At 40.2% G+C, this 20873-nt stretch carries 10 protein-coding genes; 3 read left to right on the top strand and 7 right to left on the bottom strand.

Annotated elements, in window-relative coordinates; all coding sequences use genetic code 11:
* Window positions 1-567: 567 nt before the first annotated feature.
* Window positions 568-4134, top strand: coding sequence for a filamentous hemagglutinin N-terminal domain-containing protein (locus VB732_RS24055; RefSeq protein WP_323233415.1), 3567 nt, complete (start codon window positions 568-570; stop codon window positions 4132-4134).
* A 424-nt stretch (window positions 4135-4558) separates the two neighbouring features.
* On the opposite strand, the gene VB732_RS24050 is transcribed toward VB732_RS24055, so the two are convergent.
* On the bottom strand, window positions 4559-10549 hold the full coding sequence (locus VB732_RS24050) for an AAA family ATPase (RefSeq protein ID WP_323233414.1): 5991 nt from the start codon (window positions 10547-10549) through the stop codon (window positions 4559-4561).
* 485 nt (window positions 10550-11034) lie between these two features.
* Entirely contained in the window at window positions 11035-11451 is a 417-nt protein-coding gene (locus VB732_RS24045) for an anti-sigma regulatory factor (protein ID WP_323233413.1), read from the bottom strand.
* Window positions 11452-11600: 149 nt separating this feature from the next.
* Between VB732_RS24045 and VB732_RS24040 the strand changes: the two genes are divergently transcribed.
* Window positions 11601-12791, top strand: a complete 1191-nt coding sequence (locus VB732_RS24040; RefSeq protein ID WP_323233412.1) for a SpoIIE family protein phosphatase — start codon at window positions 11601-11603, stop codon at window positions 12789-12791.
* A 42-nt stretch (window positions 12792-12833) separates the two neighbouring features.
* On the opposite strand, the gene VB732_RS24035 is transcribed toward VB732_RS24040, so the two are convergent.
* The 5 genes from VB732_RS24035 to VB732_RS36030 form a co-directional block, all read right to left on the bottom strand.
* Window positions 12834-13160 carry an STAS domain-containing protein gene (locus VB732_RS24035; protein ID WP_323233411.1) on the bottom strand — a complete coding sequence of 109 codons (327 nt, stop codon included), beginning with the start codon at window positions 13158-13160 and terminating at the stop codon, window positions 12834-12836.
* A 107-nt stretch (window positions 13161-13267) separates the two neighbouring features.
* Complete coding sequence (locus VB732_RS24030; RefSeq protein ID WP_323233410.1) at window positions 13268-13975, bottom strand: PIG-L deacetylase family protein; 708 nt, start codon at window positions 13973-13975, stop codon at window positions 13268-13270.
* Between the two features lie 343 nt (window positions 13976-14318).
* Window positions 14319-16325, bottom strand: a complete 2007-nt coding sequence (locus VB732_RS24025) for a glycosyltransferase (protein WP_323233409.1) — start codon at window positions 16323-16325, stop codon at window positions 14319-14321.
* A 571-nt stretch (window positions 16326-16896) separates the two neighbouring features.
* Window positions 16897-19737 carry a DUF3131 domain-containing protein gene (locus tag VB732_RS24020; protein WP_323233408.1) on the bottom strand — a complete coding sequence of 947 codons (2841 nt, stop codon included), beginning with the start codon at window positions 19735-19737 and terminating at the stop codon, window positions 16897-16899.
* On the bottom strand, window positions 19734-19958 hold the full coding sequence (locus VB732_RS36030; protein WP_416235772.1) for a phage integrase N-terminal SAM-like domain-containing protein: 225 nt from the start codon (window positions 19956-19958) through the stop codon (window positions 19734-19736). Before VB732_RS36030 ends, VB732_RS24020 begins: the two co-directional genes overlap by 4 nt.
* Before the next feature lie 469 nt (window positions 19959-20427).
* Here VB732_RS36030 and VB732_RS24015 point away from each other — a divergent pair, with 469 nt between their 5' ends.
* The gene (locus VB732_RS24015; protein WP_323233407.1) at window positions 20428-20751 is read left to right on the top strand and encodes a hypothetical protein; all 324 of its coding nucleotides are present in this window, start codon (window positions 20428-20430) and stop codon (window positions 20749-20751) included.
* Window positions 20752-20873 lie beyond the last annotated feature (122 nt).

The raw sequence follows: 20873 nt of genomic DNA, 5'->3' as shown, positions 1-20873 counted from the left end.
GAAAAATGGGTTTAAAACCCCGTGTTTCCAGCACGGCTTTAAAGTAATGAGTAATGAGTAATGAGTAATGAGTTATGAGTTATGAATATTTACTTCTTCCTTCTTGCTTCTTACTCATTACTTTTTACTTCTTACTCATTACTTATTAATGAGTGGATGAAAAATGGGTATTTACTTATTACTTATTACTTATTACTCCTTCTTAAGAGTGCGTTCACGGCGGTGAGGATGTCAACTGTACCTCACCAAGTTGCAATCTGCTCTAGTTAGGCGCACCTTTATACAGAATTGGTGTACCTGATGTTGTGTCGTAATGGATACACTTATTTAATTCACATTTCATAATTATTCGTTTGGTATCCGGGAAATATCTTTGTGGGCGATGGCTAGGTTTTTTTTCGATCGCTGAGGACTGGCTGTTGCTATATATTTTTTCAGCTTACTTGCAAACAACACCAATTAGATAGCTAGGGTCTGTGCGGTTGCTCCCAAGAATTAGTAGTAATAAGTTAAAACTACTACCTTGTTGGGAACCCTAGTACTATATGTCAAGAGATTCTTAATCTTATGAGAGCGATCGCCAAACTGGGAGCATTAACAATTGGATTATTCGGTTCTACCCTGATACTGCCTGCAATGGCTCAGGTAACATCGGATGGCACAACCAACACTGTTGTTAACTCAATTAATCATAATTTTACGATTCTCAACGGTATAGAAAAAGGTAATAATTTATTTCATAGCTTCAGTAATTTTTCTGTGCCCACAGGTGGTTCTGCTAGTTTTAATTTAGTAAATACGCCTAATATTACAACTATATTTAGTCGGGTTACGGGGGGGAATGTTTCTCATATTGATGGATTAATTCAAACTCTCAACAGTAATAATCCCGTGAGTTTGTTTTTAATGAATCCCAATGGAATTGTATTTGGGCAAAATGCCAGTTTGAATATTAGTGGTTCCTTTGTGGGGACGACAGCGAATAGTATTAAATTTGCCGACGGAACAGGATTTAGTGCGGTAAATCCCACAGAAGCACCGTTGTTAACCATGAGTGTACCTGTGGGTTTGCAGATGGGAAGTAATGCTGGTGCGATCACAGTCCAAGGTACGCCTGCCAACAATTTCTTCTTTCGGATGCCAACATTGTCTATGGCACCGAATCAAACCCTGGCGCTGATTGGAGGGCAAGTGGATATCAATAGTGCCAACATTTTTGCGCCGGATGGTCATGTAGAGTTGTGGGCAATGCAAAATGGCACAGTAAATATACCGACCTCTGGGAACTGGCAATTGGCGAGTTCATCCCTATCACCCACCTGGGGCAACATTACCCTGAGTCAGTCTTCCAATATCAACACTAGTGGAGCGATTGGGGGCGCAATTAATATTCGGGGTCGTGGTTTAACCTTACAAGATGGCTCAAATATAGAATCCTCTACTGGGGCGAATCAGCAAGGGCAGGGTATCAATGTCCAAACCACAGAATTTGTCGATTTGTTGGGTGTGTCTCATCCCGATAATTATAGTCCTCCAGGCTTGTTGACTAGTGTGACTGGAAGTGGAGCGACTGCCGGAGATATCACGATTGATACTCAACGGCTGCGCGTTGTCAATGGGGCATGGATCAACTCCCTTAACTTTGGCGCTGACTTTTTCACCTTCGCACCGATCAATAATGCCAAAACAGGTAACATCACAATTAATGCTACTGATGTAGATGTTAGCGGTTACAATCCATTTCCCAATCCATTTACAGGGGCTAATGTCGCAAGTGCCATTACAACGCTAGTTGCGGGAGGGCAACAGAATACCAGTGGCACGATTAAGGTGGTAGCTGAACGAGTCCGTCTGCTAGATGGGGCACGCATAAGCTCTGATTTGTTGGGCAATCCCTTCTTGTCTACAAATACAACGGGTAAGGCTGGAGATATCTCCGTTACAGCGACTCAGAGCCTTGAGGTTCGCGGCACAGGTATGGACAATTTTAACAGTGGGATCGTTAGTTCAATTCTCAACATGGTGGATGGTCAGGGGGGCAATATTACAATTCAGGCAGGTCAACTCAACCTTGCTGCTGGCGGGACTATCTCCAGTGCGATCGCAGGAAATGAGAATCCGGCGATCGCAGGTAGAGGTAAAGCGGGCAATATAACTATTCAAGCCACCGATATACAAGTCAGCGATCCCGTGATTGATATTTATACCCAGGCTCCTGGCGGTATCACTGTAGCGATCGGGCAGAATTCTACGGCTCAAGGGGGCAACATTAAATTGACAGCCGATAGTTTGCGCGTCTTCAATGGGGGACAAATTACCTCATCCACAGATGGCAATGGTGCGGCGGGGAATATTAACTTGCAAGTCAAAAATATTACCGTAGAGGGTATTTCTCAACCCTTAGCTGATGGTCGCATTCTCCCAAGTACAATTACTGCGGCTTCTACTACCGCCTCTGATGCAGGTTCAGTCAATATTAAATCAGATACTGTTCGCGTCCAAGATGGGGCCACGATTTCGGTATGGAATGATGGTACGGGGGGAAATGCAGGTAACTTAGAGATTAATGCCAATTCTGTTGTCCTTGATCGCCAAGGTAGCTTAATTGCCATTGCTAGGGATGGTCAAGGAGGCGATACGGTATTGAATGCCCAGACTTTAAGTATCAGCAATGGTGGGCAAATTAACGCTTCTACCCAAACCGGTCAAGGAGGCAACATTCAACTGAAAATTGGCGATACCTTGAAACTGAACAACCAAGGACAAATCCTTGCCAATGCCCAAGCAGCCGGACAGGGAGGAAATATTACCATCGCCGCAGGAACAACGCTTCTGGAGCAAAATAGCACAATTTCGACTAATGCCCAAGGCACAGCTACAGGAGGGGCATTGAATTTAACCAGCGATCGCCTGTCTTTGTTTAGTGCTTCTAATCTATCGGTAATTACAGGAGGTTCGGGTAAAGCCGGCGACTTATTTGTACAAGCAGGAGATATTGAAATTACTGGAGTCGCGTATGCTGAAGTTCCTGGCTTCGGGCTGATTCCCAACCCTAGTTATATTGGCGCAGGTGCTTTTCCTGGTAGTAGCGGGGAAGGTGGTAGTATCACAGTCATGGGCGATCGCATCCGTATTCTTGATGGAGGATTTATTAGTGCAGGGACATCTTCTGGTATAGGTAAAGCAGGTGATGTAACAGTTATTGCCAGTGAATTGCTAGAAGTTAGAGGCATCGGTGACTTTCCTGCTCCCCTCTTTAGTTACTTGACCAATCATCCCAGCCGCATTTCAGCTACGTCTCTCTCTGATGCAGCAGCAGGTTTCGTGAAAATTCAAGCCCCGTCGATTGTGGTTGCTGATGGCGGTGTTATAGAGGTAAATGGAACTGGTGCTGGCGGTGCAGGAAACCTGTCTTTAACGGGCGATCGCATTTCTCTGATTAATGGCGCTAGTCTACAGGCACAGGTTGCAGGGGGCGATCAAGGGAACATTACCATAGATAGTAACTTACTGCTATTGCGTAACGGTAGCACCATCACCACCAATGCCACTGGAACTGCCAGTGGTGGTAACATCTCTATCAATTCCCCCGTCATCATCGGGTTAGAAAACAGCGACATCATCGCCAATGCAGTCCAAGGGAAAGGCGGTAACATCAACATCACCACTCAAGGTCTATTTGGGCTAAAATTCCGCGACCGACTCACCCCCAAAAGTGATATTACGGCTAGTTCCGAATTTGGAGTTAGTGGCACAGTCCAAATTAATCATTTTGGTGTTGACCCCAATTCTGGCTTAGTTGAATTACCCACAAATCTAACAGACTCATCCCAACAAATTACCGCAGGTTGTGCAGACACCAGTAATAGTAGTTTTATTGCCACAGGAAGAGGTGGGATACCGCAAAATCCCAATCAGCAAGTAATGAGCGATCGCACTTGGTCTGATGTGCGTAATATCTCTGCATACCGCAAAACAGAACCAGTACAAGCACAAATTCCTTCAACGCCAAATACTCTTGTTCAGGCTACTTCTTGGCGACGCAATACCCAAGGAAAAATTGAATTGGTTGCAGATCAATCTTCTGCAAATCGGCAACTATTACTAACCTGTGCGGCGGTTCCCAGGAGCTAATTTTAATTTGAATTGTCCCTTATCCTCCACCCTACGGGAAGCCAGCCTTCGGGTGGCTATTGGGGACTAGAAATCGTTGAAGCTAACACAATCCCTCATAAATTGAGTGAAGCAAAGCAAAATCCAGCATTAATGTTATTTGCTACCAACAGATATTTTATAAAAATCGAACTTAATATCATCAGGTTTGGTTAAACACTTATAATATGTCATTGCGAATGCAACGAAGTGGAATGTTCGCGTAGCGTCTCGTAGAGATAGCAATCGCAAAGGTTTGGGATTGCCGCGCAACGCTTGCAATGACATAAGTATTAAGTCGAACTTGATACAACACCTTCTTTTCAAGGGGCGACAAGTGCGTAGACAGTTGTGTTGTGTCCAGAAATTGGGATAATTTATTTTTTGGAATTCCCTAACTTTGAGCCTAAGCCAGAATCGGTAAGGTAATCACAAATTCTGTTCCAACGTCCGGGGTAGAATTCACATCCAAAGTTCCACAATGTTTTTCTACAATAATAGACTGAGCGATCGCTAATCCTAATCCCGTTCCTTTACCAACACCTTTCGTAGTAAACAAGTGGTCAAATACTTTTTGTTTAACTGATTCACTCATGCCTTGACCATTATCAGCAATCTTCACCTCAATCTGTTTATCTGCCAATGAGGTGGTAATCATAATCCGATTAGGATTGGCTTTAATTTCCCCAAAACTCCGGTCTGTATTTGATTCATCGAAGGCATCAATAGCATTCGCCAGGATATTCATAAATACCTGATTCAATTGACCAGGGAAACACTCTACTTGAGGTAAATTACCGTAGTTTGTGATAACTTCAATGGCGGGACGTTGTTGATTTGCCTTCAGACGATGTTTGAGAATGAGAATGGTACTATCAATGCCTTGATGGATATTAAAAGGTACTTTGTAGTCTTGATCTGCACGGGAGAAAGTGCGGAGACTGGTACTGATATTTTTCAACCTATCACAGGCTATCATCATCGAATCAATCATCTTAGGCAAATCTTCTAAGCTATATTCCAAGTCGATTTCTTCGGCGTGTTCAATAATTTCCTCTTTTGGATTTGGTAGACTTTCTTGATATAATTTCAGATGTTTGAAAATATCTGCAAATACCGGTTTACTTTGTTCAAGGCTAGCAGAAATAAAACCGAGAGGATTATTCATTTCATGAGCTACCCCCGCAACAAGATTTCCCAACGCAGACATTTTTTCATTTTGTACTAGTTGAAGTTGAGTTTGTTTGAGATTTTGGAGTGTTTCTTCTAATTGGGTTGCTTGTTGGCGAGTTTCCAGCAGTAGATCGGTTTGTTGGAGCGCAACTCCCATTTGTGCAGCAATTTGTTGGGCAAATTCAATCTCAGAAGGTTGCCAGTGACGCGGGTGATCGCATTGGTGAATGCAGAGTAAGCCCCACAATTCGTCATCTTGCATAATTGCTACAACCAATGATGCTCTAACATGAAACTGTTGCAAAATTACTCGATGACAATCTAAAACTTCTGCGGTTTCAATATCTGATATTGCACAAATTCGTCCCTGTTTGTACAGGGTTGCATAGTTCTCTCCAAAACAATGATCTTGAATTTTTATAGCTAAACCAGAAGGGAATTGGGGTAGGACATCTTCGGCAATCAATTCCCCATATTCGTAATTTACTCCGAGATGAAATTGATAAATTCCGACGCGCGAGACATTAAGGATTGAACGAATATTTTGAGTTACTGCACGAAAAATTGCACTTAAATCTAAAGACTCTCGGATCTGATTCACAACATTAAATAAGGTTTTTTGCTGCTGGAGGTTTTGTTGAATCTGTTGAGCTTTTTCTTGAGATTCTTGATAAAGACGAGCATTTTCTAGAGAAATGGCAGCTTGCACAGATAACATTTGGATAACTTTGATGCGATCGCTAGTAAATACCCCTGCTACTAATTTATTTTCTAAATAGAGGATACCCACTAAATGTCCTTGATTAATAATCGGCATACAAAGTACACTCTGGGGCTGAAACTCGAGCAGATATTCTCCAAGTAACCCAGCTACATCTGTTTGGCAGTTATCTATAACAACTGTCTTTTGAGTATTTTTGACATAATTAATAATTTTTCTAGGAATATCTTCACAAGTATCTAGTGATTGTGATTTAAAAATAGTTTGGATTGGAGTTAAAAAATTGTCTTGGTGATTAATAAAAGTGATTGCCTTGACTTGTAAGTTTCCATCTTCAGAAAGAATTAAGGCAAATTTTTTTGCTCCAGAGTTTTCGAGAATAATTTTCGTCAGGCTAGCAATAATTTCATCGAATTCAATACTACTAGAAATAGCTTGAGCCGCTTTCAGAATAGACATAAAGTCTAAGGTATTGGAAACGTTGGTTCTACTAATAATGGAAGTTTGACTGGATAAAGATATCGAACTGTGAGCAATAGGAGCGATGGTTTCTAGAGAATTAAAGCTGAGTTGTTGTTGATGTAAAATGGGTTGGAGTAATTCAGGATAGCGTTTTTCTAAATCATCGATTTTAGCTTTTGCTCCCCACCGAGCATAGCAGTAGTATGCTTCTTGCATATATCCTTGGGCTGCTTTTTCTTTATCCAGTTCCAGGTAAAATTTGGCAGTGAGTTCGTTGGCGATCGCTTCTTCTTGGAGATAACCATTGGCTTTAGCTTCGGCAATGGCGCGATCGTAAAGTTTCATGGCTTCCAGGTATTTTTCGGCAATCCGCGATCGTTCTGCTTCGACCAGCAAATACTTATGCAAGAAGTTTTCTGAACAGCTTTCTGACCAGATTTTGAGTTGCGCTTGATTGGTTTCAATCTGCTGCAAGACATCGCTACGTTCTGCTTCTGTCAAACTTGAATAGCCGTTGCACAAAATGAGAGAGCTGTAGTAATAGTAACCAGCAGAGGTGGTAAATCCTGCACAACCATTGAGAAATTTACCCGCCTCTGTAACATAGTGAATGTCTGGCTTGAACCCCTGAATTAGGCAAGCTCGATGCATTTGTAAAATGTAATACGTACCAAGTGCTGTGTGAGACTGTAATGCTTCAGAACGCTCAACCCAAGATTGCTCTGCTGTGGCGATTTGTTCTTGCTCATCTAGAGATTGCGAGAGTTGATTGACAAAGAAACGGCAGGCTGAAAGGATACTTAGCAAAAAATCATGCTTTAGTTTCTCTCCAATTAGCCAATATTTATCGATGTCGATCGCAATATCTGCTAGATTTTCACCTTGAAACAGTCGATTACAAATATTACTGTAGAGGTTGTATCCGGCATGGGGGATTTCTCCAGATTCCAGTCCCGCAAGAAACCCTTCATAATTAATCTCAGCTGCCCCCTGTATCGGCTTCGCCCACACCTGAATACAGCAACCTAACATAAAGCTGGCCCCTGATTGCTGAAATTTACTATTAAGCTTATAGCTCAGTTGTAGAGAAACATCAGCGAATTCAAGTCCTTGCTGGTACTGACTATGCATCAGTCCAATTAGAAAACCGTAGGTGGCATAAGCTTTGATTGATTCAGCAGTATTACCCTGCTCAATCGATAAACGGACTGCTCTGAAGGTAGCGAAACTGTATAGGTCGAAATCAGAGACAATATAGGCTGGTGGTTGCAGAATAATCAATAATTCGATCGCGGCTCGAACTTCTGGATTAGTTGCAGTAGGCAAATTCAGTAAAGTGGCGATCGGGCGATTTTTCATGCGTTCTTGAACAACAGCAAACTCTTCTTGAGCTAATTGTTTCAAGCTATATCGATCAACAGTGATACCAAGACTTTGTAAACCTTCCAAACCCGCCTGGATTGATTCAGAAAACTGTCCTTGTAAAGAATATTGAGTAACCTTTAAAACATAAATTTTGGCTCTATCGATATTTGAGTTGGCAAATTCGAGTAAGATTAATATCGTTTCCTCTAACAACTGAAAATCTCCACTCATCAATGCGGCTTCTGCTAAATTGAAATGGAGATCAAATGCCAGACGATACCCAGCAGTCTTAGCATCTTTTGTTAGTAAGTTTATCCCGACTTGTAAATAAGTCTTTGCCGCTTCATAAGCTGTGGAAGCTTTCGCTTTTTGACCCGCACTTAAATTGAGTTCCGCAAGCTGTTTTTTCTCGCTTTCATCTTGAAGTAGAAATTTCCCTATGTTGATTTGGTTAACTACATCAAAAATTCTGTCCTCTAGTTCTGCGGTTGATAGGTTTCCTAGCAGTAGTTTGCCGATCTGGTAGTGAGTTGCTTGCTTTTTGCTTTCAGGAATCAAAGAATAGGCTGCTTGTTGAATGCGATCGTGCAGAAATTTATATACAATAATTTCAGAATTGTGTTGAGTAACAGCTTGATTTTCTGACCCAACAAAAAACTTATAAACCTCACTTCTGGGTAAAATTAAACCATCTTGTAAGGCACTCCATAAACAGGCTGCTGTTTCTATTTTTGATTGTTGAGAAACAATTGCTAAGGTTTCTAAATCAAACTGATTCCCTATACACGCAGCTAATTTTAAAACATCTTGAGTTGATTCTGGCAACTTTTGTAATTGTAATGCCATGAATTCAACGACATCATTGACGAGCGATCGCTGGTTAATTTCTGCTATGTCACATTGCCAATAACCTTGCTCATAATTAAAAGAAATCAAGCCATCTTGATGTAATGCTTTGATAAATTGTATAGTAAAAAATGGATTACCTTGAGTTTTTTGATAAATTAATTTTGACAGTGGCAAAGCTAGATTCTCTGTACAATCTAAACTGTCAGCCACTAACTGATTTAATTTGGATTCATTTAGAGGCTTGAGAGTAATAGTATTAATTTTCGCGCCATTTTTTTGGATGTCATCCAATGTCAACATTAAAGGATGAGTGGCAGAAACTTCATTATCTCGATAGGCACCAATAAGTAGTAAAGAGGCATAATTTACCTCACTCATTAAAGATTGCAAGAGTTTCAATGAGGCAGAATCAATCCATTGTAAATCATCTAAAAATATCACCAGTGGATGTTCTTTATCAGTAAATAATTCAATAAATTTTTCCAATAGTAAATTAAATCGATTTTGTGCTGCAACGCCTGATACTTCTGGCACAGGAGATTGTTTACCAATAACTAGTTCTAACTCTGGAATCACTTCAATAATTACCTGGGCGTTATCACCTAATGCTCCAGTAATTTTATTTTGCCATTGTTTGATTTGTTGATCGCTTTCAGTAAGTAATTGCCCTATTAAATCGCGGAAAGCCTGTACAAACGCCGAAAAGGGAATATTTCGGTTAAATTGGTCAAATTTGCCCTTAATAAAATAACCACGTTGTTTGACAATCGGTTTATGAACTTCATTAACTACCGCAGTTTTACCAATACCAGAGAACCCCGCAACTAAGATCATTTCACTGTTGCCGGTGGCTACTCTCTCAAACGCTGTTAGTAGTTTCTCGACTTCTGTTTCTCGACCATATAATTTTTCTGGAATAATAAATCTGTCACAAATATCTCTTTTGGCAATTTCAAAATATGTAATTGTTCCAGTTTCTTGGATTTGATATAAACATTCTTCTAAATCATGCTTTAATCCTAAAGCACTCTGATATCTATTCTCAGCATTTTTTGCCATTAATTTCATGACGATATCAGAGAATACCTGGGGAATATCTTCTCTGTTACCTAATCTGAGCGGCATTTTCGCAATGTGACAATGCACCAACTCCATTGGATCATCTGATTGAAAAGGTAATTCTCCAGTCAGCAATTCGTAAAAACTCACACCCAAAGAATAGAAATCACTGCGATAATCCACCCCTCGGTTCATCCGCCCAGTTTGTTCGGGAGATAAATAAGCTAAAGTCCCTTCTAATAAATTAGGATTAATTATTGTTTGAGTTTCTTTGGGAAGGAGAGAAGCAATACTAAAGTCGATTAATTTTACTTGTCTTGTTTCGGGATGAATTAGAATATTTGCAAGTTTGATATCTTTATGAATAACATCATGTTGATAGAGATAATTTAAGGTGTCGCACAGAGATATTGCAATTTGTAAAAACTTAATTAGATTTTGTGGTTCTCCCCCTATCTTCCCTTCTCTACCCCTCCACTCAGAAAGGGATATTCCTCCAAAGTCTTCCATTACCAACACATAGCTGTTTTGATAGGGTTCCAAGCTGTAAGTTTGGATAATTCCGGGATAGTCAAGATTTTTGGTAATGGTGTACTGATTACGAAAATGTACGAGTTCGCTAAAGCTAGGATAAGGATTTTTCAGCAGTTTAATCACCACTGGCAAGGAGTCAGTTTCCCGATATCCTCGATAAACTAGAGTTCGAGAACCGTTGTAAAGTTCTTCGCTAACTTCATAACCGAGAATACTGAATTGGGTGCTAAACATACTATGTTTATCCTTTTAGATTTCTTCATACCTTCTCTAATATCAATCATTTGAACTCTGACTGCATGGGTATAATTAATGATATTTGTACCAAGAACTAATAAAGAATATTTTAAAATTTTAGCTAGCAAGAAAAGTCAAAATAGATTACTAAATATCAATTTTAGATATTTCATAAATATGAATTGTCAAGTAAAGATAAATATATATAAAGTAAATAATTTTATCGAACAGAATTCAGAATGACTTCTGTTCGACCGGCGGATGAATAATCGGGTTGAAAACCCCCACCAAATTTTCAATTTGGTGGTGCAACAATTCAGTCGCGGTCTGAATCCTCTTTCTAAAGATTAGAAATCAATACGGTTTAGTTAAGAAGAATCGTAGGTTGGGTTGAATTTTAGTGTTACCCAATAAAGTCTTGATAATGTTGGGTTTCGTTCCTCAACCCAACCTACACCTAACTTTTTGTTCCTGCTATAACTTTAGTAAAATTTACTAATAAATAAACAGTAACGATTATCTTCTGTCGGCTCATAAGTTAATTCGTCCGCTATTGCAGACATAATTTTTAAACCCCGCCCACGATCTCGATCATTATCCTCAAATTCAGATGTTTGTTGCAATTGCTGCTCTAAATTAAAGGGTTTACCTTGAGACAAAATGCGAATTTCTATATATTCATTGAACCGCACAGCTTCTATCTCAATGGGAGTTTCAATAGGTAAATTTTTGTGAGCGTGTTCAACAATGTTAGTGAAGCCTTCTATCAAAAGTGTTTGACATTGCCACCAAATTTGTTTATTGGTAATTGGTGGTTGATTCATCTGCTCAAACCAAGATAGCACTTGAGGCGATGCTGTAAGGTCTGTGTTGACTTTTAGATAAATTTTATTTTTCACTTTTTAACCAATCAAATATTTTAAAATCATCGTATTCGTTAATTTATTTAATTTGAGTATTTTTACTATACATTAAAAACTAAATTGCGTAATATAAGTTAAATGAAAGCAACTATTTACCGATCATTTTACTTAGTAAACTCCAATTTATGTTTAAAATTCTGGTTATTGATGATGACCCTATAGTGCGAACAGTACTGAAAAAAACCCTCCAAAATCAGGGTTATGATACCAGTATCGCCAAAAATGGCGAGGAAGGAATTACACAAGCACAATTACTACGTCCTGCTCTGATTATCTGTGACTGGATGATGTCCCAGGTAGATGGGTTAGAAGTCTGTCGTCAAATTAGAACAAATCCAGAGTTAGCAACTACTTTTTTTATTCTATTGACGGCTAAGGGAGCAGCACGGGGAGAGGAAGATGATAGAGTTAGGGGGCTTGACGCTGGAGCAGATGAGTTTATCTCTAAACCTATAGAGATGAATGAATTGAAAGCACGGGTAAGAGCAGGGCTAAGATTACACCAGCTAAATCAAGATTTACAAAGTCAAAAAGAAGCTTTGGAGACACTAAATCAAGATTTACAAACCCAAAAGCAAATTTTGGAAGCAGAATTAGCTGAGGCTGCTGATTATGTGCGATCGCTTTTACCCTCACCGCTTGTAGGAGCAGTAACTACAGAAAATCTGTTTATTCCCTCAGCCCAGCTAGGCGGTGATTGCTTTGACCATCATTGGATCGACGAGGATAATTTGGCAATTTATTTGTTGGATGTATCAGGTCATGGGGTAGGTTCAGCCCTCCTATCTGTATCCGTGCTGAATGTTTTGCGATCGCAATCTCTCCCAAACACTAACTTTTGTCAACCCAGTGAAGTCCTAAAAGCCCTTAATCACGCTTTTCAAATGACGAAGCACGGTGATAAATACTTCACAATCTGGTATGGAGTTTATCACCGCCCTAAACGTCAACTTATTTATGCCAATGCTGGACACCCGCCAGCTTTATTGTTATCTAATTTCTCTACAGCCAACATCCAAGTTAAACAGTTAAGTTCTTTGGATTTACCGATTGGCTTTTTAGCTGATGTTCAATTTGAGGATGCTGTTTTGGAGATCGAAAAAAACAGCACTTTATACATTTTTAGTGATGGTGTTTATGAAATTAATCAGCCAGATGGTAAAATTTGGGGCATTGATGCTTTTATTGACTTACTAACTAAACATAGCCGGGAAGATACCTATGGCTTAAATCAACTATTAGCGAATATTCTCACATTAAACGCTCAAGATAATCTTGATGATGACTTTTCTTTGGTAAAAGTTAACTTTAGTTAGTATAGCCAAATATGCACATTCAAATTTTGTATCGTCAACAGCTTATTGCATTGCCAATACTTGGCGATTGAATTCATCTTGATCGGCAAATGTTTGAAAAATTCTATCCATTTTAGTCAATTCAAATAACATCCTGACTTGAGCGCTGATGGAACAAACAAAAAGTTTAGCATTAGCATTTCGCGTCATTTGCATTGCTGACACTAAAGCACCTAAACCAGAGCTATCGATAAAGTTTACTTCTTTCATGTCAATCAATAAAATCTCAGTTCCGTTTGCCAGAGTATTGCTTACTTCACGACGTAGTTCATTACCTCTAATACCATCTAGAATTCCAGATAATTCTAGTACTTTTACACTCTTGTTCATGGTTTTGTCCTATGGTTTATTTGTTTTAAAAAGATGTATTTATATTTTGGCATTGACACCAGGTAAACTGCAAGATAGATAGCAATATTTTTGCTATTCTTACGAAATCAACTGTGTTTAATTGCTTGGCGATGATTAGCTATTGCAGTAAAAAAGCTAGCATCTATGCATTGCCTGGAAATTTCAAAAGCTTCAAAATAGCCATCTTTTTGACCCAATTCTCGTGCCCAAAATCGAGATAAAACTAGTATGGCATCAAGTTGCATAAATGCTTTATTCATCTCTGATTCATAACAACCGATAGCTGCAACTTTTTCCTCAATCACAGAAGTAATATCTACAAAAAAGTTAGGTTCAAAACCACGCAAAAAAACAGGTGGGGCTGAATACCATAAAGTTATGTTTTTGCGGGTAGCAACATTAGAAACTGCGATTGCACACACTTCATGATCTCTATGTCCATATTTCTCAGGTTGTGGTGCATGAGTAATAATGATATCCGGTTGCCAACGCCTAATAGCTTCTTCAGTAACTTTAATTACTGCTTGGGTTGAAAAATTATATTCCTCAAGTGCATAAAACTCATAAGTTGCACCAATGATTTTACCTGCTGCATCCGCTTCTTGATGACGTGTACCCTTAATAGGCGAACTGGAAAGACTACCATCAGTCAAAATTAAGCAACGAACATTCCATCCTGCCTTAGACATCAAACTGAGAGTGCCAGCAGCAGGTAGAACTTCATCATCAGCGTGAGCATAAATTGTTAAGACAGTTTGCTGAACAAAGTTTTTTGAATTTGAATCAGTATTCATTGCTGTTTCCTCTTGATATTAGATTTATAAGGAAGTTAAATATTCTTCTTTTTCCTGTATTCATCTTTGAGGATGTTCTAAAAGTTGCTATTGATGTATCAAATACTTTTATCTCCTCTAAATACCACATAAAAAGAAGGAATTTGATTCCCCCTGAACCTCCTTTTTTTAAGAGAAGGAATCAATAATATAGGAGTCCGGTTTGATTTATGAAAAAAATTAGTTAGGATGAAGTCCGTAACGCACCAAACCCTTAATAATGGCGCGTTACGCTGTCGCTAACACACCCTACGTATCTGTTCAAAAATCAAATAGGAATCAATAATAGTTATAAAAAATCCTCTTATACTTCTTTTGGAGGCTGCCAAACAGATGCGCGGATGATAGCCGACAAAAGTAACAAGTTATAGATAGCCCACCCACCATTGAGTAAATGAACCCAAGGATTATTTAAGTTCCCAATTGCAAAGCGGTAAAGGCTCCATAATATCCCCAGGATAGTGAGGATAAAGACAACTAACTGCGGCCAAACTAGTCGGAGATAAATACCAGATTGCCTCTGCTTAGGTGTGACTTGAAAATTGAGTTTTTGCCCTGTAAATACACTCCACACGGCTTGGATTAGCAAGGGAAATAAAGCGATCGCATATTGTTCAGAGCGCCAAACTTCTGTAGCCGGAATGCCCCAGGTAGCTGCTAAGAACGTGAGACGGTTGATAATAAAAGCTGGGAAAAAGTGGATGGCAAAGTCAGGCCCGTAGGTTTTAACTGGAACAATATCCGTGAAAAAATAGATAATTGGACAAGAAATAAAAACCAGGGTTGCAAAACCAGAGAAATAACTGTACATCGTCTTAAAATATTGCAACCTTTGCCAAAAGGTTAACCCTGATTTTGTCAGTGGATTTTCTCTAACTAAGACTTGGATAGTTCCCTGGGCCCAGCGTAGTCGTTGCTTAAGTGTAGAACTTAGGTCATCTGGCGCTAAACCTTCCGCCAAAAGTTCATTATGATAAATCGATTTCCAGCCAGCACTATGCAGACGCATGGCTGTATTCATATCTTCGGTAATGCTATTACTCGATACACCACCAACTAAATCAAATTCATCTAAACGTTTTTCATCTTTGGCAAATTCATCAGCAAAGTTTTGCAGTCCCACATTAACTAATGCCTCACGTCTTAGTATTGCATTTGTGCCTGTATAGAAGGCAGCATTCATACCATCTTTACCTTGTTGAAGTGGGCCATAAAATAAATTTGCTCGATGTCCAAAAGGATCGCCTGGAGGAATATTGTAAAAATCCTGGCGAGTCTGGACAAAAGCAATTTTATTCTGGTCGTATTTTCCGGTTGAAAGATTATATGCGTAGAAATAAGGCAGAACTCGCTTGATAAAATTCGGTTTGGGAATGTGATCGGCATCTAGAGTAACAATAAAATTTCCTGCTGTTTCTCCAGAAAAAATTGCGTAATTGATGTTACCTGCTTTAGCATGATGCGCTATACCAGGTGTCTTGGGACGAGCAATGTAGCGAAACCGCGAAAGTTCCAACAGTTCTAGTTCTTTCTTACGGATAGTTTCTTCTAAGGCTTTCCGTTCAGTAGTGAGGCGATCGCGTAGCGTCTTTGCAGGAGAATCGCTAATACTTTGATGATTAGGAGGTAGCCAAAGAATAAACTGTCGCAGACTTTGCACAAATTCGCTAGCAAACTGGTTAACCACTGGTTCCGATGATGATTGCAACCATTGTTCAGCAGCTTGAGTATTAGGTGTCAAATTTTCCAGTTGCTTCAAGCGTTCTAGCAAAGAAGAGTGTTCTGCATCAATCCGACTTGCTTCTTGTTGTAGTTGTGGTGACTGCAAATCCTCAATACACAATCTTTCTGTCATAACCCGCATATCAGGCGAGTTACCATCATCTAGGATATAAACACGTAACTTCGTTGGTGGGTAATCCATTGCTAGAGCAGCTTTGGCAGTTTCTTCTACAATTGTTGGTGGCTCGTTGTAACAAGTCACAAACACATCCACTGTTGGCCACTCTGATTTGGGTAGAGGTGGGATCATCTGGTCGAGAGACTTAACCTGTCGCACTAAAGGCCGCCATAACCCAATCACAAACATCACGCCGCCGAAATAACTATAAATTTCTGCTATCAGCAAAGGAATCGAGATCCACAGCGCATCAAAATTGATGGAATGGGTAATACGCCATTGCAAATACCAGATCCCAAAAATTAAATTTATTTCTGCTAAGTAACGAAATAACAACGTCCTTTTTTTGAGTGATGAGCGACTGTTACCGGGAAAGTTTGAGGAGTTATCACTAATAGAAACTGAAGTCATGTTAGTACCAGTAATTAAAACAATTAAAACTTGAAGATTAAAAATTTGATTGCTTTAAGTTTTAACTATAGATTTGAAGGAATAATTAGGGATTTTGAATCAAGATGTCTGTGGCTCCTGCAAGCTACTGTCATCATGTACAAGTATTCCCAAATACAACTGGTTAATAACAAACACGGCTTATTAATTACAAAAAGTCGGCAAAAAAGCCTATTTGGGCATTGGTATTCCTTTTCTATGCTTCATTCCCCAAGCCTGCGAAATCCTACCCCTGGGAGGAGTAGGATGAGCTTACAGCTATTTTCACGTAAATAGACCCATGCGGTAGCTCACATCTTGCACCTAGCCCTAGCGATTAGAAATCGCGGCTATACAAACGAAGTCCGCCTGCACGGACTAACACAAAATCAAGGCTTTTCAACCTGCGGAGGCAGGTTTTGTCTCGTGTAGCCGCGACTTCTAGTCGCCTGGTGCAAGATATAAGGTAGGGGCACAGTAATGAATGCTGTACCCTTGCGACAAATGTGGTTCAAATATATGAAAACTGCTGTAAATTCAGTTGCGTTTCAAGTTATTCTGTGGCTTTTGTACCAGTTACTAATGGAGTGTTTTTGCTACCTGAAACCCAGTAACTTGCAGAATTATCAGAAATTAACTTGGTTTGTTGTATGGCAGTACTAGGTAGACCTCGCCCAGAATCTCCTTTGGTAACAGCCTGCCACCAAGGAGATTTCATGTTGCTAGTCGGACGAATTAGGGGTTGTTGATTCATCACCTTGTACAGCAAAGATTGCAAAATCAGACTGTTGGTGCTGCTGGTGAAACCAATTGCCGTTTTACCTGTGGCTTCATAGAAACCCTCATAAAATCCAGCTAATGGATTGTATAAGTCAGTTGTTCCTTGCAGTAACTGTTGACTATACTTGTTTTCTGGAAGCAAGGCATGATAGGCGAAAGCGACTGCTGTACTTACCAATCGCCCCTTTGGTACAGGTTGACCGTCATCTCCTAAAGCCACCCAAGACTCACCCTGCCCAGTAATTGCGCTGTGGACAGTGTAAGGTTTACGATCGATCAAGGTGGTAGCTGAGGCTGTAAGAGTGCCGGTACGACGGTAACGTTCAGCTTGCGCCTGGAAAATTGGGTCAAAGAGCGATCGCATTTTTGGATCTAGTCCAAACTCCAGTGCATAGAGTAAGAAAGGATTGCTAACTGTATATTGGTTAACTTTAGAGTTAGTATCTGTGCGACGACGTTGGAGAGGTACTTTCACTCCTTCTACGGAAGCTGTTTGATACTCACCGCCAACAGCAGAACGTTCAACATTAAACCCCCATAGTTGAAAAGCCCTAGCTGCATATTCCTCATAACCCAAGCGGGTTTCGGGGTTGACGCGGGTAAGCGATCGCCCTTCTTGCTCTTTGGTAACGGTAGCACTGGAAAGAATACCCTCGCGTACCACACGCAAGTATGACCAATCCAGGACAATTTTATCTACCGCAGCCGTATATTCTGGATGACAGGTTTTTAAGTTATAAAGCGCTGCCAGCATTCTCCCTAAATCTAAAGCTGACCAGCCGTTTCCTTCTGGAATCGGATTTCCACCGTAATCTACAGATTGTAGCGATCGCGTATCGTAACCCCGACTTGGTAACTCTCCTGCAAATAATGGTAATTTTGTCAAGGCTGCTAAAAGATGTCGGGTGCGGTGGTCAAATTCTTTGGGAGTAATTATATCGAGCGATCGCGCTGCATGAAGTGCTGCAAGATAATCTCCTAGTCCCCAAAAGGTTGCGCCTTTGAAATCACTGCGATCGTTTATCAGCCCACTTTTGGAGTGATAATTCGCTTGGAAGTATCGCCAAGCTGCCTCTGCATAGCGGCGTTCAATTACTGAGAGCGATCGATTTAGTTTGAGGTTAGATGATTTGGGACTATCCACCGGTGGAATAGGTGCAACAGCCACTTCTGTAGGTTTAGAAGTATCCGCAGGAGCTGGGGTAGGAGTTGTAACAGTAGAATTTGCTTGATTTGCGGTAGGAGTCGTAACAGTAGAACTTGATTGATTTGAGGGGGTTGCAGGAGAAGCATTTTCACTGGGCTTGCCAGTAGACACACTCACAGAACCAGAAGCAATTAAAGGGCGATTTCCCTTAGCTTTGTAGTATAAAATCTCCAAAATCAGCCCATTAGTATTACCTGTCAAAGCTTTGTTGGGTTGTTTTGATTCTTCATAAATACCAGCATAGTAACCACTGTCATCAGGACTGCGGAGATCCTTGACAGCATCAAAAAGTTTTTGGGCATAAGCATTCTCTGGAAAGAGATAGCGCCAACCAAAAGCGGCTTTGGTACTAATGCTGCGAAACTGTGGATAAGGTTGATTGGCATCTGTGATTGTTGCCCAGTTTACACCGTTTGCATAAACGGTGTTGTAGAGAAAATAAGGTGCTTGGTCAATATTATCTTCTGTTACCGCAGTCAACTGACCGGTGGTATCATAGCGCCGTTTTTGTACCTCTAAAACTCTGGCAGCAAAATCAGCTAACTCACCTTGCAAACCAAATTCAATCCCATCAAGGATATAAGATTCACTAACAATGTAATTATTAGCGTTAGTGTTTTGAAAGTCACGCGTGTCAACGGGAATTTGTACGCCATTAATTTCGACTAACTTAAACGGCTCAAAAGCAATAGCTTTTGGTGCAGAAAAACCCCAAAGTTCATAGCCTCTAGCGCCATATTCTTCGTAGCCGAGTCGTCCTTCTTGCACCAGTAACGTTGTGTTGTCGGGAAGAACGGTAGCACCATAAAGTTGCCTATCTTTGAGCGATCGCGCCACCTGCCACTTCGCTACAATTCCTTTGAGCCAATCATTATATTGTGGATGACAAGTACGGATGACATCAAAGGCCGCCAGGATTCGCCCAATATCCAAAGCAGACCAACCAAGACCCCGCTCAAGGGGATTATTGCCATAATCAACCATTTGCCCATTGGCTGCGTTATAGACTTTGTTGGGCAAGGTATCTTCAAATAATTTTAAGCTGCTGAGAGTCGTTAAAAATTTGTTGAGACGAGCATCAAAGTCTGCTTGGTCAGTGAGATTCAACCAGCGTGCAGCATTCAACGCCATTAGGTAATTACCCATATCCCAGAGTGTACCCGAAGGATAACCCCCAGTAGAATTGGTAAATCCTGTTGCTGGCTGATAGTTTTTGACAAAATACTGCCAAGCAGAACGAGCGTAAGTTTGTTCTTCAGGTGTGAGTGGGGCTGTAATATTGCTACAGCTATTGGAATTTTGCGATAAGACTGGTGTTGGGATGTAAAACAATAATTGCAGAAATGTCCCAACTAGGAACAGTGCAATCCATCTCAACAGCTTTTGTTGATGAGGTTTGTATCTCATAATAATGCGAGGCTCTTTAATACTTGATTTTTAGTTGATCCAGCGACGTTTTTTTTAACACCTAAATGTCTTAAAAAGGCTGTTATTTCCTGTTGCTGATTGTGAAAACAGATGTAACGCCTAATCGAGTCAATGTAACTTTTTTCTGTTTGGTAAGAATAATGCTGAAGCCAAATTTTATTCTGTCCCCTTTCTAGTAGCTCTTTTGAAGATTTTTCCATAGAGTAAAATCTAGAAAATTTACGTATAATCTCCTGATTCGGATATTACCTGGAAAAAGCTTGAATATCACCAAGGAATATACTTAAAGTCACACGTTTAAAACCAAAATCAGGTATTTATACGGATATTATTGGTCTAATTTCCAAAAGAGGGTATAGATGGAAAATTCTGGACAACTACGCCAAATCAAATACTTTATTCCACACAAATCATTCGTTTCTAACCTACTGGCGTGGCAAGGCTAAAATAGTCCATTAGATGTAGGTTGGGTTGAGCAACGCGAAACCCAACATGGATCGGAGTGTTGGGTTTCGTTCCTCAACCCAACCTACAATTTTTTTTGCAACAATTTAGCCTTGCCGCGCCACTACGGGGTTGTTGGAAATGGTGCAAAATATCAGATTTTTCCGGTTAAGCCAAAATATAAGTGAATAATTACTTTACATCGAATATCTATAGCTAAAACTCATGGAAATACCCCAGCGCGTATCAATCCGCTACAAAGACGCGTCCTTCAATAGCAACGAAATCCGCTTAAGAACCTTCCGGCTTGGGTTACAAATATGGGAAGAACAAACCAAACCTAGAAAAACAGAGCTTTATCAGTTTATCTCCTCTTGCTTGAAGCAAGTTGACCGCCAGGATCGTTTTATGTTTTCGCTGTTATTCATAGAATTAACAGACCTCATACGCAATTCTTCGCTAGAAAGGGGAACGAAAGAGGTTTTGATTAAAACAGCTTTTAGGGAATTTGCTTGTGCAATAACAGACTTTGAAGACGTTGCCAAATAAAATTTTCACGACTCATTTAGGATTGCTATAGATAACCAAGTCTGTAGCGATCGCATACACGCCACCTTCAAAGAGATGAATAGTCGTTAAGTTCGTATCCATTTCAACACTTCCGGGTTTTT

This window comes from Nostoc sp. UHCC 0252, from assembly GCF_034931145.1.
Lineage (GTDB): Bacteria > Cyanobacteriota > Cyanobacteriia > Cyanobacteriales > Nostocaceae > Nostoc.
The sequence above is the reverse complement of the archived record's forward strand: the minus strand, read 5'-3'. Positions and strand labels throughout refer to the sequence as shown.